Annotated in this window: 12 protein-coding genes; 5 read left to right on the forward strand and 7 right to left on the reverse strand. The window is 60.4% G+C overall.

Features of this window, described 5'->3' with window-relative positions:
* Window positions 1-97: 97 nt before the first annotated feature.
* The 4 genes from VL547_RS08745 to VL547_RS08760 all read right to left on the reverse strand — a co-directional run bounded on the left by VL547_RS08745 (window position 98) and on the right by VL547_RS08760 (window position 4617).
* Complete coding sequence (locus tag VL547_RS08745; protein WP_325577275.1) at window positions 98-811, reverse strand: 2OG-Fe(II) oxygenase; 714 nt, start codon at window positions 809-811, stop codon at window positions 98-100.
* Between the two features lie 5 nt (window positions 812-816).
* Window positions 817-1689 (reverse strand): methylated-DNA--[protein]-cysteine S-methyltransferase, encoded by an 873-nt coding sequence (locus VL547_RS08750; protein WP_325577276.1) that lies wholly within the window; start codon window positions 1687-1689, stop codon window positions 817-819.
* 88 nt (window positions 1690-1777) lie between these two features.
* A complete protein-coding gene (locus tag VL547_RS08755) occupies window positions 1778-2839 on the reverse strand; it encodes a winged helix DNA-binding domain-containing protein (RefSeq protein ID WP_325577277.1) in 1062 nt (353 codons plus the stop codon).
* A gap of 44 nt (window positions 2840-2883) precedes the next feature.
* Window positions 2884-4617, reverse strand: a complete 1734-nt coding sequence (locus tag VL547_RS08760) for an alpha-L-arabinofuranosidase (RefSeq protein WP_325577278.1) — start codon at window positions 4615-4617, stop codon at window positions 2884-2886.
* A gap of 91 nt (window positions 4618-4708) precedes the next feature.
* Between VL547_RS08760 and VL547_RS08765 the strand changes: the two genes are divergently transcribed.
* Window positions 4709-4888: a hypothetical protein gene (locus tag VL547_RS08765; protein ID WP_325577279.1), complete on the forward strand. Its 180-nt coding sequence runs from the start codon at window positions 4709-4711 to the stop codon at window positions 4886-4888.
* On the opposite strand, the gene VL547_RS08770 is transcribed toward VL547_RS08765, so the two are convergent.
* From VL547_RS08770 to VL547_RS08780, 3 genes are read right to left on the reverse strand one after another with little or no spacing between them, the layout of a single operon-like run.
* Entirely contained in the window at window positions 4878-6416 is a 1539-nt protein-coding gene (locus tag VL547_RS08770; protein ID WP_325577280.1) for a M1 family metallopeptidase, read from the reverse strand. The two genes, VL547_RS08765 and VL547_RS08770, sit on opposite strands and share 11 nt — an antisense overlap.
* 4 nt (window positions 6417-6420) lie before the next feature.
* The gene (locus VL547_RS08775; RefSeq protein ID WP_325577281.1) at window positions 6421-7053 is read right to left on the reverse strand and encodes a hypothetical protein; all 633 of its coding nucleotides are present in this window, start codon (window positions 7051-7053) and stop codon (window positions 6421-6423) included.
* A gap of 12 nt (window positions 7054-7065) precedes the next feature.
* Window positions 7066-7563, reverse strand: a complete 498-nt coding sequence (locus tag VL547_RS08780) for a peroxiredoxin (protein ID WP_325577282.1) — start codon at window positions 7561-7563, stop codon at window positions 7066-7068.
* 80 nt (window positions 7564-7643) lie between these two features.
* Here VL547_RS08780 and VL547_RS08785 point away from each other — a divergent pair, with 80 nt between their 5' ends.
* From VL547_RS08785 to VL547_RS08800, 4 genes are all read left to right on the forward strand, one after another.
* On the forward strand, window positions 7644-8171 hold the full coding sequence (locus VL547_RS08785; RefSeq protein ID WP_325577283.1) for an RNA polymerase sigma factor: 528 nt from the start codon (window positions 7644-7646) through the stop codon (window positions 8169-8171).
* Window positions 8172-8239: 68 nt separating this feature from the next.
* Complete coding sequence (locus VL547_RS08790; RefSeq protein WP_325577284.1) at window positions 8240-9400, forward strand: FecR family protein; 1161 nt, start codon at window positions 8240-8242, stop codon at window positions 9398-9400.
* A gap of 190 nt (window positions 9401-9590) precedes the next feature.
* Entirely contained in the window at window positions 9591-12941 is a 3351-nt protein-coding gene (locus VL547_RS08795) for a SusC/RagA family TonB-linked outer membrane protein (RefSeq protein ID WP_325577285.1), read from the forward strand.
* 16 nt (window positions 12942-12957) lie between these two features.
* Window positions 12958-14529 carry a SusD/RagB family nutrient-binding outer membrane lipoprotein gene (locus VL547_RS08800; RefSeq protein WP_325577286.1) on the forward strand — a complete coding sequence of 524 codons (1572 nt, stop codon included), beginning with the start codon at window positions 12958-12960 and terminating at the stop codon, window positions 14527-14529.
* Window positions 14530-14659: the final 130 nt, after the last annotated feature.

The raw sequence follows: 14659 nt of genomic DNA on the forward strand, positions 1-14659 counted from the left end.
TTGCAAGTCTTTGCGACGGCCCATATTTATGGTTCGCCGCTCACGGCCGCCGCGCGCCCGCGGCCCGCGGCGTGGCGGGTCTGATCATGACACAAAACTACGACGCCGCGTCGTGAAAAATAATCCCCACCGTATGCCGGTGCCCACCGCGGACAGGGCTGACGCCGTGTTTGACGTGGGCGCGGTAATAACCGCGGCTGCCCTTGATCGGGCGGAAGCTGGTGGTGAAGACCAGCATGTCTCCCCGCCGGGGCGTGAGCACGGTAGCTTTTGACTGGGCGCGGGGTACTTGTTCGGTGAGGACGAATTCTCCGCCGGTGTAGTCTTCGTCGGGCTCGTCGAGGAAAAGGACGAGCTGCATCGGGAAGTATACATCTCCGTAAAGGTCCTGGTGCAGGGTGTTGAATCCGCCGGTGGTATAGGAGAGTATCAGCGCGGTGGGCTCGGTTTGCCCGTGCGCACGGCAGGAGGCCAGCAGGTCTTCCAGGCCGGGAGGATACCGCGTGGTTTCACCCAGGACCTCCATCCACCGGTTACCGACGGGCGCCAAAAATGGATACACCGTAGCGCGGATATCGGCGATCAACGAAGGCAGCGGGTAACGGAAGTACTTATATTGCCCTTGCCCGAAACGGTAGCGCTCCATTTGAATCGTTTTCCGGTAGGCGTCGGGTTGGGTATACGCAGCCGTCAGCGCCGCGCATTCCGCCCAGGTAAGGACCCGGGGCAGGTGGCTGTAGCCCTGCGTGTGCAGGTCTTCGGCCGCCCGCGTCCAGTCCTTGGCCTTCAGGCGTTCTATGATGCTTTGCATGGCTTTTAGTTTTCGTTGAAACCAGAGTTGAAACCCGGTGCCGTCCTGGCCGCTTCCCAACCGATCATCACCGTCTTCCGGGCGATGCCCCAGTGGTATTGTCCAAAGGCTCCGCTGGAACGGATCACCCGGTGACAGGGGATCAGGAAGGCTACCGGGTTGTCGCCGACCGCGGAGCCAACCGCCCGGGCGGCGTTGGGGTCGCCGATGTCGCGGGCGATGTCGCCATAGGTCGTCAACCCGCCGAGCGGAACGGACAACAGGGTTTCCCATACCTTCAGCTGGAACGGTGTCCCCTTCAGGTGAAGCTTGATGTCCCGCAATTGCCGCCAGTCCTGGGTGAAAATAAACAGGGCTTGTTGCTGCTGGGCGTCGGTGAACTGTTGGAACGTGGCGTTGGGGAACTGGCGCTGCAGCTCGTTAAACGCATCGCCCACCCCCTTGTCGGCAAAGGCCAGGTGACAAATGCCCTTGTCGGTGGAAGCGACGATCAGCGGGCCGAAGGGGCTTTCGGCAAAGCTGTAGCGGATCACCAGGCTGCTCCCGCCGTTCTTGTATTCCCCCGGCGTCATGCCTTCGATTTTGATGAACAGGTCGTGCAGCCGCCCCGTCCCCGACAACCCCGTTTCGAAGGCGGTGTCGAAAAGGGTCGCGCCGGGCGCCTGGAGGAGCCCCTTGGCGTGCTCCAGGCTGATGTACTGCAGGAATTGCTTAGGCGTCACCCCGGCCCATTCGTGAAACATGCGCTGGAAATGGTGCGGGCTCAGGTGCACGTGCGCCGCCACGGTGTCCAGGGAGGGCTGCTCCCTGAAGTGTTCCGTATAGAAGGTGATAGCTTCCGCTATCCGTTGGTAGTTGATGTCTTTTTGCGTTTCCATGTTGCTGGCAATTTTGATGAGACAAAGTTACCTGCGCACCTGCCGGAGGAAAACCCGATTCTTGCGAAGATAAGACCGGCGACAGATGTCAGACCAATGTCGCCGGTTTGCCGGCGTATCGGCCAAACGACTGGACTTCCGCCGCCAACAGCCGCGTGGCACCCGGGCCGAGCGGTTGCAGCGGGCTGACTTCCAGGGTTATGGCGGCGCGTGTTTCGGTCCGTTTCCAAACGCCCGTTACCTGCCCGTTGACGACCAGTATCGGCCGGAAAATCCCGTTCCCGGTCGTTTCCCCGGCCTCCGGCGCCAGTACATCCGCCCTATCGCGGTAAGCTACGGTATATTCGTCATACGCCGGGAGCAGGCGCACCGAGGGCCGCGAAAAAGCCATGCAATCACGGGGAAACCAATACGCCTGACCCCGGACGACCGTATGCGTAAGCGTATGCCGGATCGCTTCCAGTCCCCCTTGCGCCCTCGAAATCGTCAAACCGCTCCACCAGGCGAAGTCGTACACCGTAGCGGGTCCGCGGCTGTGGAAGTAACGCGTGGCCAGCTCGACTACCGCGGAACGGGCATCCACCGGGTCCGAAAAAGGCGCCCGATCGTCGAGTAAGGAATAAGTAAATTGCTTTCCCTCCCTGCCGCCGCTGCAGATCAAACCCTCGACCTCGGCGTCCATGAGGTAAAAACCCATGCGTATATCGTCGGTATTGACCCGGGCTTTCCGGAGCGGCGCCAGGAGCTGCGCCCGCGTGAGCCGTTTGCCCCCCGCCAGGGCGTTCCCCAACGCGGTTTTGCTGCGCCGGAGCGCCACCGCATCGATACCCAGCTTCCGGTGCAGCCCCTGGCTGAGGGCCCGGATCTTTGGCGCGGACAACCGGAGCATCCACCGGATGTCGTGCGGAGATACAAAATGCCACGTCGGTCTCAGGACATGCGTCCTCAAAATGGCGCCTTCCTGAAAAGCGCGGTCGATGTCCGTCTCCCCGATGCCGGGGAGCCGCGTGGCGAGGGCCCACTTGGCGCCCGCGAAGTCCTGTGCCTGGAGACAACCCATCCGGCGCACCAACGCCGCGGGGTCCGAAACCCCGGTCCCGGCGATCTGCTGGCTGTGAAGCCGGATCCCTGCAATCTGGCGGCTGGTCATGGGTCAAAGATACCCCGGTCATTGACAACCGTATGTCAGCTGCCCTAGCCCTTTTTGTCCGCCACGAGGTAAATAACCGAACGGGCCGGCACGGAGAGGTAGATGGTGCCCGTCAGGGGCGCGGCATAGGCCTTGAGGGTGGCATATCCCAGGGGACCGCCGGTGGCGTTTGTGGGGGCGGTACCGTTTACGTATACCTTTCCCGAGAAGTCGCCGTTGTCCGTCCCCCCGGTGAGCACGTACCAATAGTACTGGCTCCCGGCCGCGAAATTCCTGAAATCGATCGACAGGGTATGGGCGGCCGTCCCGGAATTGACGACGATCGTACCCGCCTGTCCCGAAGAAAACGAGGAGGAATACGTGGTCAGGTCCCCACCCGACGAATGAAGCGTATCCGAAACCATCCGGTCCCCGAAGAATTTCTGGAAATAATAGAGGTAGAAAAAAGACGGCCGCGGGTTCCATTGGGGCACATTGGGCTCGTCGCCTTCGCTGAACATACCCATGTCGTCCCCGTTGTTCCATCCGTTGGCCAGGTCCCAGCGGCTGGCCTCCCCGAAGCTGTTTTTGATGATGGCGCCAAGGGCCTTGACGGCGTGCATCCCGGCGATATAGGACACGTCCTGTTTGGACCCTACTGCCTGGATGTTCCATTCGGTGAGCGCAATCGGTTTCTGTGCGACGCCGGCCGCTGTCATCTGCTGTTGCAGGTAGGTCATGGCGCTGGCCGGAACCGTCGTCGCGGTGGACAGGATGTTAGCGGCGGTGGTATTGTCGTTATAAGGCGTGAAATAGTCGTGGACGATAAAAAAGTCCACCGCGCCACCTGCTTCGCTCAATACGCCCTGGTTCCAGCTCACCAGGGATTGGTAGGCCCCCGCGTACGGCGGGCTGTCTTCGAGGAAGGCGCCGATATAGATCGTGGCCCCCACCTCCTGCGCCGCGGCCCGCATCGAATCCACGAACACCTTTACGTGCTTTCCGTACAGGTCGCCCGTGATCAGCGCCGGCTGACCGTCCTGGTTGGTGGACGGATCGATCTGGTAACCCGCTTCCCAGTTCCCGTAGTTTTCGTTGCCCACTTCCCAGAATTTGCTGCGCCCTTTGTCGTACCGGACCCAGTCCGCCGCCAGGTGGGCCGCGGCCGATACCGGGCTCGGACCGGTGCCGTAGCGTGCGTATCCATAGTTGACGGTGATCACCCCGGTGGCGCTTGTCGCCGCCTGGACGGCATAATAATTATCCAGGCTGAGTGTCCAGGAGGCCGTATTGCCGCCAAACCAGTAACCCGCCGCGGACTCCTGGCCGTTCGCATACAGCTGCGCGGGGGCGTCTGCCGGCGCCGCCGCGCTTTGGTTCCAGAAGTACAGGTCACTGATACTCCCCGCCGGGGCGCGGATGATCCCGGGGTTGAGGTCCTTCAGGTAACCCATCAGCGGCGCCTGGTCGATGATCTGCGTCATCCACAGGTTGGAGTTGTTCCCATAGACGTAGGGCGAAACCTTGGTCAGGACCTTGCTGATGTCGATGGTGAGCTGGTCGGTCGCGGGCGAGCTCCCCACGGTCCCCGGCGTGGTGCCGGGCGCGGCAAAGGTTTTGGATTTCCAGTCGTTCAGAAAAAAGCCTACCGTCGGGGAAACGGCTGGATCCGTGGGAGGAGTGATGACCGTGTCCGTCGTGCTTCCCCCACCGGTACCGGAACCGGAGGAAGGAGTACCCGCGTGTTTGGCACAGGCATACAGACTGCAAAGGAATATTACAGATATGGCAAGTCGCATAGTCAACAATAATACGCGCGCAAAACGCCGGCGACTAGTATTTATTTAACAAACCCGTGTGGAAAATTAGCCGTTTCTCTCTCTTAAGGATATGCATGCCACACACACCCGTGAAACCGGTCTTTGTTTCCTGCTCCTGGGGTTGCTGCTTCATCTTTCGCTGAAGAAGCTTCCGGCCAAACCCTGGTGCCGCCGACCTGCCCTTATCTGCCGGGATTTCTTTTTGTATTCGGGCGCCTATCTGATGCTGGATGCCGTTTTCATGGGTTGACCTTGGTCTCGACCTCGATGTCCGCCAGCAGGTTCACATCCGGATCCCAGCGCACGACCGCCCCTTCGGGCACGTCCACGAGCGTCGTGCGCCCGGTCACCCGGACGACGGAAAGACGCCCGTTCACCGTGTATTCCAGCGGGAACCGGAACAACGGGTCCTGCGACTGCTCCAACCGGACCTGGGTTGGGGACGCCCGGGTGACGCGTATTTGCGGTACCCCCGGGGTGTAGAGCCATTGCGTAAAAAATGGCCGCAGATCCTGCCCGCTGACGGACTCCAGCACCAGGCGCAGGGAGTCCGTGGAGGCGTTCCGGCCCGCATACCGCGCGTAATAGCGCTGTATGGCGGTCCAAAAGAGGCTGTCGCCGAGCTGCCGGCGCAACATATGAAGGACCCAGCCGCCCTTTTGATAGCTGTTGGCGTTGAGGAGCCGCATGTACCCGCCCTTCAACCCGGTATCTACCACCGGTACATCCGGGTGCCGGCGGACAAAAGCCAGCACCGTACGGCGGTCGTGGGTCAGGTCCGCCCGCAGCGTATCCGCGCCATACCGGGATTCCCGGTAGCAATGCTCCATGTAGGTGGCGAACCCCTCGCTCAGCCAAAGGTGGCGGTAGTCGGTCTCGGTCACTTCGTCCCCGAACCACTGGTGCGCAATCTCGTGGGCCATGAGCGATTCCATCGCACGCCCCGTGCCCACCGAGTTCTCGAAGTAGAAGATGGCGCTGGCGTTCTCCATTCCGCCAAAGATGGTTTTGGACTGGACGTTGGCCAGCTTCTCATACGCATAGAACCCCAGCCGGTGTATGAACCAGGGCAGGATACGCGTGGCCACCGCATAGTCCCGGAAACCCGGTCCCTGGTTTTCGGGGAAAACATACGTAAATACAGGTATTCCCTCCACATATACCGGGGCGCTGATGGCAAATTGCGCTACGCCGATCACCATGACCTTGGTCGGGATGGGGACCTTCTCCTGCCAGTGGGTCAACCGGCGATGCCCCGAAAGCAGGGCGTCTGCCAGCTTACGTCCAGGGGCGACCACCTGGTATTGACCGGGGGCCGTCACATAGAAATCCACCGGGGCCTTGTCGCCCGGGCGATCCACGCAAGGCAGCCATTGGTGCGCCCGGTCTGGCCAGTTATCCCCAAAGAACGTTCGTTGTCCGAACTTGTTGACCCGGATGATCAGCCCGTCGGCCGGAACGCCCGAATATACGACGCGGTAGGTGTGGTGCCGGCCGGCCGATACCCGGATGGTTAATCCGCTCGTGTCCCGCGCAAAGCCGATCGTCCGGCCATTGTCGGTGAGACGGCTGACACGCATGGACGGCGCCAGGTCGAGGTGAAAACGACCCGCGGAGACGGACGCGACCGTTATGTCGGCCCAGCCATCGATCCGGTTGGTCGAATCATGGAGCGTAAGATGAAAACCGTAGTGCCGTACGTCCACCTGGGCGGCGGCGTTGAGCCCTGGAAGGAAAAAGCCCGATCCTGACAGCAGGAAAAAGTAAAGGAACCGCATGGTCTTAATTTTGGGGCATGGGTTGTAACAGCACCCCCTGGGGCAGGGCAAAAAAAGAAGCGTCGAGGGTCATCGGAGTTACCTGGACGGCAGTGGCTTCGACGATGAACTGGGGCGTATCGACGACATACTTCAGTGGAATGGCGTGGGCCCGGGAAATGTATTCATAGTAGTTGCCATACCGGTGTAAGCGGAAGAGCTCGCTGTCCACCCCAAAGGAGGGACTGAAGTAGTATTGTTGCACCCCCGACCGGCAGTTGAGCACGACCTCGTCACAGGAGTGACCCAGGATCGTGACGGCGCCGAAAACCAGGCTGGTATTGTACACCGTATCCGTGTTGGAGGCGCCCTCCGCAAAAAGGAGCGCGTTTGACTTGAGGGTTTTATTGTATATCCGGTTCTCGTGGTTGCGGTACAGTTGCCATTGAAAAATGGTACCGTTGCTGACCGTCTTGTAGTCACCGCCCTTTATATAGTATTCGCTTCTGTCGCCCATGGCGTTGGCCAGCCGGTCATTGGAGAGGCCTTTGAGCTTGCTGGTATAGGTGAGCTGGTAGACGACTTTCCCCTCGAAGGTCTGGGCATTGAGCAAACGGGGCGCCGCCAGAACGGCAAAAAGGATAAGGAATGGCTTCATACGCCCCGTAAATTACGGGTTCCCCGGGATATGCGCCAGGGCTTCTTCCTCGTGTTTTGTCCCCTGGAGCAGCCCCTTATAGGTATAGATGATCTTACCGGTGGGGTCCAGGACGAATGTCTGGCGGCCTGTCATACCCAGGGCGCCGTGGACTCCGTATAGTTTCAGGACGCGGTCGGCGCTATCGCTCAGGAGCGTGAAGGGCAGCTGGTGGTTTTCCTGGAAGGAACGGTGTGAGGCCGCGGAGGCCCCGTTGATCCCCACGACCTCGGCCCCCTTTTTGGTGAACTTGTCGTAGTTGTCCCGGAAGGCGCAGGCCTCCTTCGTACAGACCGGGCTCTCGTCTTTCGGATAGAAATAAATGACGATATATTTTTTGCCCAACCGGTCGTGGAGCGACCAGGGCTTACCGTTCTGATCCGTCAGCGTAAAATCGGGGGCTTTCTCACCCACCTTGAGACCGGCGATCGCCAGGACCGCCAGTGAAACCATCAGCGCTACTTTTGTCATGAGTCGTCCCTGTTGGAAGAAAAGGTACGAATTTCTGTAATTTGCACGCCTTGCCCACGCCCCGTTTACATAATGAACCCGTGCTTCTGGAACAGATCGCGCAAGGGGATGAGGCCGCTTTCGGCCTCCTGTTCCATGCCTATTTCCCTACCCTGCGTCCCTTCCTGCTCAAACTCACGCTTTCCGCCGCGGATACGGAAGAAGTGCTGCAGGAGACTTTTGTCAGGTTATGGATGGGACGGGACAAGCTGGCGGACGTCCAGAACCTGAACGCCTGGGTATTTACGGTGGCTTCGAACGAATGCTACAAGTACCTCCGCCGGAAAAACCTCCGCCGGGACGGTCTTTCTTCCCTCGGTTTGCACGAGGACGACCAGACCACCCTCGACACCGTTCACTTCCACGAAGTCAGCCGTCTGATCGCCGAAGCCGTCCGGCTGCTGCCCACCCAGCGCCGCCGTATCTACCGGATGAGCCGGGACGAGGGTCTGAAGATCCCCGAGATCGCCACAGCCCTGCACCTCTCCCCCAATACCGTAAAAAACGTACTGGTCACTTCCCTCCGTTTTATCCGGCAGTACCTGGAGGCCCACGGGCATCCCTTGTAAATTTTTTTTGGGCGCCGATAGTCCTAATCTCCTTCCCGGTGTTCATACTAGGAAGAGACCCCCAATTCATGCAACACGAACGGATACAATACCTTTTGGAGCGATCGATGTCGGGCGCCCTGACTGCGGCGGAAGAGACGGAATGGCAGGCGCTGATAGGCGACCCCGCCATGGCCGCGCCCATACAGGAGGCCATCCGGCGCCTGCTGGAACAAACCGAGGCCTCCACCGGCGAACCCGAAGACGCCGGGCAGCCCCTGTTGGAGAAAGTCCTGTCCGTCGACAAGGGCGGTCTTCGCCTCCCGCTGTACGGGCGGCGCGCGGTACGCTGGGCCGCGGCCGCGGCAGCCGTCGTCCTGCTTACCGGCGGCCCGCTGGCGTACCGGGCGCTTCATCACACGCCGCCGGCCGCAAAGGTCGCCCAAATACCGACGATCACCCCCGGAGCCGACCGCGCCGTACTGGTCTTGTCGGGAGGCGGACAGGTAGACCTCAACGGCGCCCGGCAAGGCTTGCTGAGCCGGCAGGGCGGCAGTAAGGTCGTCAAGCTGGCGGACGGCCGGCTGGCCTACGAAGCGGGGAACGCGGCGGACACGACGCCCGTCTACAATACGTTGATCACCCCGAGGGGCGGCAAATACCAGGTGACGCTGCCGGACGGTACGAAGGTTTGGCTGAACGCCGCGTCGTCCATCCGCTTCCCCGCCGCCTTTTCGGGCGGCGACCGGACCGTGGACATCACCGGCGAGGTGTATTTCGAAGTGGCCCGTGATACGCGCAAACCGTTTATCGTGCGCGCGGGTCAAACACAGACCCGGGTGCTGGGGACGCGCTTTGACGTGATGGCTTATGAAGACGAGCAGATCGTCCGGACGACCCTGCTGGAAGGCGCCGTTGCGCTACGTCACCATGGACCGGACGTGGTGCTCAAGCCAGGCGAACAAGGCGCTTTCGAAGACGCCGGCATCACGACCCGAACGGTCAACACCGCCGCTACCGTTGCCTGGAAAGACGGTTACTACTATTTCGACCGGACCCGGATGGACGAGGTCATGCGCCAGATCGCCCGGTGGTATGACGTCGACGTCGTTTACCAGGGAAACGTCCCGCGGGACGAGATCGTGGGCAAGATCCCCCGCACCGCCGATGTCACCGAGGTGCTCCACGTCATGGAGCTGATCGGCATCCGCTTCAGGATCGAGGGCAAAAAAATCATCGTCCTCTCATAACCACATTCATCACCCAAAACGGTTGCGCTATGACTATCTGATCCCTCCAAAAACCAAAAAACCGGAAGCGCTTGCAACACTCCCGGCGACCTGGTTCCTCCGCAAATCATCCATGTTCTCAAGACGAATTCTTCACGTAAAACCAAATGTGTTCAAATTTATGAATCCGATTGCTAAAATGCTACTAATTATGAGACTGACATCTGTCTTATTACTAGCTGCAACATTTCAAGTCAGCGCCCGGGGAAATGCGCAGAACATATCCCTTTCCGGCAAAAACCTGTCCTTACAGCAGGTGTTCTCGGCCATCGAGGGACAAACCCATTACTCTTTTGTCTACAAATACAACGACATACAGAGTGAGCGGCCCGTGGAGCTCCACCTCCGGAATGCCACCATCCGCCAGGCCCTGGACGCCTGTTTCCAGGGTAGGGAGCTGACCTATACCATAGAGAACAACCTCATCGCCATTAAAAAGGAAATCCCGGCCTCCGCGGCCCTTCCGCCGCCGCCTCCGGCGCCCGTGACCGGTACGGTGGTGTCCCAGCAGGGCGGTCCACTGGCCGGGGTCAGCGTAACGATCGCCGGCACCAACCGAGGCACGGTGACCGACGCCGGCGGCGCCTTTTCGATTACCGCCGAAACCGGCGACGTCATCGAATTTTCGTTTGTCGGTTATGAAACCAAACGCGTAACCGTGGGCGACAGCCGGACGCTGCACGTCGCCCTCGTTCCCGCGCAAACGGCCCTGACGGACATCGTCGTCACCGCACTCGGGGTACGCCGGTCGGAAAAGTCCCTGACGTACGCCACGCAGCAGATCGGCACCGATGAATTGAACCGGGTAAAGACCGACAACCTGATGAACTCCCTGAGCGGTAAGGTAGCCGGTGTAACCATCGCCCCCAGCGCCTCCGGCGTGGGCGGCTCCACCAAGGTGCTCCTCCGCGGCAGCCGCTCCGCCAGCGGGAACAACCAGCCGCTTTACGTGATCGACGGTATCCCCATCAGCAACGGCGCCAACGCCAACGCACAACCATCGAACACCTATGGCGGCACACCCGACGGAGGCGACGGTATCTCTAACCTGAACCCCGAAGACATCGCCAGCATCACCGTCCTGGAAGGCGCCTCGGCGGCCGCCCTGTACGGCAGCCAGGCCCAGAACGGGGTAATCCTGATCACCACCAAAAAGGGGCGGACCGGCCAGGCCGTCGTCAACTTCTCGTCTTCGCTCGAGGCGTCCACGCCGGCATACAAACCGGACTTCCAAAATACCTATGGACAGACGTCGGCGAACGCGCCCGATAGCTGGGGCGCGAAGCTGACCGCCGGGACGCACGACAACCTGAAGGACTATTTCCAAACGGGTACCAACTGGACCAACGCCATCAACCTGTCCACGGGGTCCGACAAGGCCCAGACCTATTTTTCCTATGCCAATACTTCGGCCCGCGGCCTGGAACCCGGGAACAAGCTGGAGCGGAACAACTTTACCCTCCGCGAGACCGGTAAGCTCCTGAACGACAAACTGACCGTCGACGGTAACATCAACTACGTCACCCAGACGATCGACAACAGCCCGGCACTCGGCTTGTATTCCAACCCGCTGGTGGGGTTGTATCTTTTCCCCCGGGGGCTGGACATCGCGCCTTACAAGAACAACTACCTGAACGCGGACTCCACGGGTTTTGCCCGTCAGAACTGGCCGTTCCTCAAGGACGGGACCACCAACCAGGAAAACCCCTTCTGGATACAGCACATGCAACCCAGCGTCGCCACCCGGAACCGCATCCTGTTTAACGGCAGCGTGCGCTACGACGTAGCCAGCTGGCTGAACATCCAGGCGCGCGGGGACGTCGATCATATTGCCGATAACTACGAGAACGACCTCTACTCCGGTACCATCGGGGTATTCAACAGCAACGGGAACGGTCACCTCAACCTCAGCAACCAGACCACCGAGCATAAGTACGGCGACCTGATCGCCAACTTCAATTTCCCCGCCTGGGGCGCCCTCAAGCTCGACGGTCTTGCGGGGTATAGCATCACCGACGATCGGACGAGCGGGTTCTACACCTCGAGCGACCTGTCCACCCCGGACTTCTTTACGCTGGGGAATACCATCGCCGCGTATGCCGGGAGTACCAGCAACACGACGAGCAACGTCACGTCCACTATCCCGAACACGACCACCCCGCCCTTCCCAACGCACAGCCAGCTACAGGCCTTGTTCGCGAGCGCCGACCTGTCGTACAAGAACTGGGTCTACCTGACGCTGACCGGCCGCAACGACTGGTCTTCCAACCTGGCGTACACCCCGAACTTTTCCTACTTCTATCCTTCCGCGGGTCTGTCGCTGATCCTGACGCAGATGTTCCACCTGCCCGAAGCCATCAGCTATGCCAAGGTACGGGGCGCCTGGGCCCAGGTCGGTAACACCGTACCGCCCTACCTGACCAACGTGCAAAACACCCAGAACGCCGCCGGCCAGCTCGTCTTCAATACCGCCGACGCGTTCCGGACGCTAAAGCCCGAAAAGACGAACTCCACGGAGCTGGGTACCGAATGGCGGTTCTTCCACGACCGGCTGAACTTTACGTTCACGTATTACAAGACCAATACGCACAACCAGTATTTCCCGATACAACCGGTGATCGCGTCGCTTTACTCCACGGGATACGTCAATGCCGGGAATATCCAGAACTCGGGCATCGAGTTTACGCTCGGGTTGAACGACGCCGTCAAAACCAAGAACTTCTCCTGGTCGACCTCGATCAACGGCGCCGCCAACAAGAACAAGATCATCGACGTCGATTCCCGCGACAGCATCAACAGCTTTGTGCTGACCTCCAACTACAACAACGCCTACGAGTCGCACCTCACCAAGGGCGGCCAGTACGGCGACATTTACGGGTATACCCTCAAGCGTAACGCACAGGGCCAGGTCCTGTTGAACGGAACCGCGGCCAGCGGATATACCCCCCAGATCAACAACGGTGCCTTCAGCTATATAGGCAACCCCAACCCCAAATTCCAGCTGGGTTGGAGCAACACGCTGACCTACGGAAAATTCGTCCTGACCTTCCTGGTCGACGGCAAATTCGGCGGCCAGGTGTTGTCGATGACGCAGGCCGTTCTCGACCAATATGGCGTATCCAAGGCCTCCGGCGACGCAAGAAATTCCGGCGGCGTAAAGATCAACGGGGTCGACGCCAGCGGCAATGCTGTTTCGACCATCGACGCCAAGAATTGGTATACGACGATCGGTGGTACCAAGGGTGTAACCGGGGAATACATGTATAGCGCCACCGTGGTCCGGTTGCGTGAAGCCGCGCTGGGCTATAACCTGCCGGTAACCGGGCATTTTTTCAAATCCGCCCGTTTGTCGGTTATAGGCAGGAACCTGGTGTACTTCTATAAGAAGGCGCCCTTCGATCCGGAACTGACAATGTCCACTGGCAACGGTCTTTCCGGTATCGACCTGTTCAACCAACCGGCAACCCGGAATGTGGGGATTAACCTGAACCTGACCTTCTAAGCTTCAATCAACGACAATGCAAAAGATTTCATCGTATATATTGGCCGCACTCCTGCTGACGGGTTGCACCAAAAATTTTGAAAAGGATAACACCAATCCTTCGTCGCTCAGCAACCAGCAGACGATCTCTATCCTGTCCACGGCGTTCGGCCCGCTGGAGCAGTCCATCTACGCGGACTACCAGACGGCCCAGAACCTCAACGCGGACGCCTACGCCGGCTACTTCATGGCGCCCATCTATTTCAACGGCGGACAGAACGACGCCAACTACTTCATGGTGGACGGCTGGAACGTCAACGGGTTCAAGGACCAGTACAACCAGATCATGGCCGTGGTGAAAAAAATCGCGGACGCGGGAACGCCCACGGCACGACCCGATATGTGGGCCGTGGCGCTCCTCATCCAGGTAGAGGCCATGGACCGCGTAACCGACCGTTTCGGTCCCATCCCTTACAGCAAGGCCGGGACATCGGTCACCAGCGTGGCTTACGACAGCCAGGACACCGTCTATAGCCTGTTCTTCCGCCAGATAGATACCGCCGTCGCCAACCTGAAGGCGTATATCGCGACCAACCCCGGTTCCAAACCGCTGGCTACCGGCGACCTGATCTACGGCGGCGACTATACCGAGTGGCTTAAATACGCCAATTCCCTGCGGCTCCGGCTTGCAATGCGGATCGTCAAGGCCGACGCCGCCACCGCCCAGGCACAGGCCGAAAAAGCCATGGCCGACCCTGGCGGGTTGCTCGCCACGCCCTCGGACGACGCCCTCATCGCCCAGTCCGGCACCCGGCCCAACGACATCTGGCTGGTCACCGCGTCCTGGGGCAACAACAACATGAACGCGGCGCTGCTCTCCTATATGAATGGCTACAATGACCCCCGTCGCCCGGCCTACGCCGCTCCCGCCACGGATCCCGCCGCCGGCGGCAAATACATCGGCATCCGTACGGGTGTCGACGTGGGCTCCGCCGGGACGCTCTATGCCGGCTTCTCCGTGCCCAATACGACGACCGCCTTTACCCAGACCGCGCCCCAGTATATCATGACCGCGGCCGAGGTCTGGTTCCTGAAGGCCGAAGCCGCCGTCCGTGGCTGGTCAGGCGCCGGCAATGCGCAGACCGACTACGAGAACGGCGTCCAGACGTCTTTCACCCAATGGAAGGCAACCATCGGCAACTACCTGTCCGACAACACCAGCGTCGAAGAACCCTTCACCGACCCGCACAACAGCCTCAACAACGACAGCACCGACGTCTCCGCGATCACCATCGCCTGGGACCCCGCCGCCACGCAGGAGCAACAGCTGGAGCGCATCATCACCCAAAAATGGATCGCCATTTTCCCCGACGGTCAGGAAGCCTGGGCCGACTACCGCCGCACCGGCTACCCCAAACTCTTCCCCGTCGTCATCAACAACAGCGGCGGAGCGATCAGCACCTCCGGGCAGATCCGCCGCCTGCCCTATCCTTCGGTAGAGTATACGACCAACGGAACCGCCGTCAACAACGCAGTCCAATCCCTGCTCGGCGGACCCGATAACGGAGGGACCCGCCTTTGGTGGGATGTCAATAAGGGGAACTTCTAGTCTCACGCCTCGGTTGCCCGCCGGCTCTCCGCTGGCTGGCCCGCGCCGGATACTGCCCGCGTGCCGACTTTCGGCCTGCGGCTCAAGACGAGGGGAGGGGTGCCTCTTTTTTCCCTGTTTTGCTGTGAAT

Source organism: Dinghuibacter sp., assembly GCF_035492835.1.
Lineage (GTDB): Bacteria > Bacteroidota > Bacteroidia > Chitinophagales > Chitinophagaceae > Dinghuibacter.

Excerpts from the sequence above, each read along its gene's own strand:
- VL547_RS08745 (WP_325577275.1), bottom strand. The coding sequence starts at position 811 with ATGCAAAGCATCATAGAACGCCTGAAGGCCAAGGACTGGACGCGGGCG.
- VL547_RS08750 (WP_325577276.1), bottom strand. The coding sequence starts at position 1,689 with ATGGAAACGCAAAAAGACATCAACTACCAACGGATAGCGGAAGCTATC.
- VL547_RS08755 (WP_325577277.1), bottom strand. The coding sequence starts at position 2,839 with ATGACCAGCCGCCAGATTGCAGGGATCCGGCTTCACAGCCAGCAGATC.
- VL547_RS08760 (WP_325577278.1), bottom strand. The coding sequence starts at position 4,617 with ATGCGACTTGCCATATCTGTAATATTCCTTTGCAGTCTGTATGCCTGT.
- VL547_RS08765 (WP_325577279.1), top strand. The coding sequence starts at position 4,709 with ATGCATGCCACACACACCCGTGAAACCGGTCTTTGTTTCCTGCTCCTG.
- VL547_RS08770 (WP_325577280.1), bottom strand. The coding sequence starts at position 6,416 with ATGCGGTTCCTTTACTTTTTCCTGCTGTCAGGATCGGGCTTTTTCCTT.
- VL547_RS08775 (WP_325577281.1), bottom strand. The coding sequence starts at position 7,053 with ATGAAGCCATTCCTTATCCTTTTTGCCGTTCTGGCGGCGCCCCGTTTG.
- VL547_RS08780 (WP_325577282.1), bottom strand. The coding sequence starts at position 7,563 with ATGACAAAAGTAGCGCTGATGGTTTCACTGGCGGTCCTGGCGATCGCC.
- VL547_RS08790 (WP_325577284.1), top strand. The coding sequence starts at position 8,240 with ATGCAACACGAACGGATACAATACCTTTTGGAGCGATCGATGTCGGGC.
- VL547_RS08795 (WP_325577285.1), top strand. The coding sequence starts at position 9,591 with ATGAGACTGACATCTGTCTTATTACTAGCTGCAACATTTCAAGTCAGC.
- VL547_RS08800 (WP_325577286.1), top strand. The coding sequence starts at position 12,958 with ATGCAAAAGATTTCATCGTATATATTGGCCGCACTCCTGCTGACGGGT.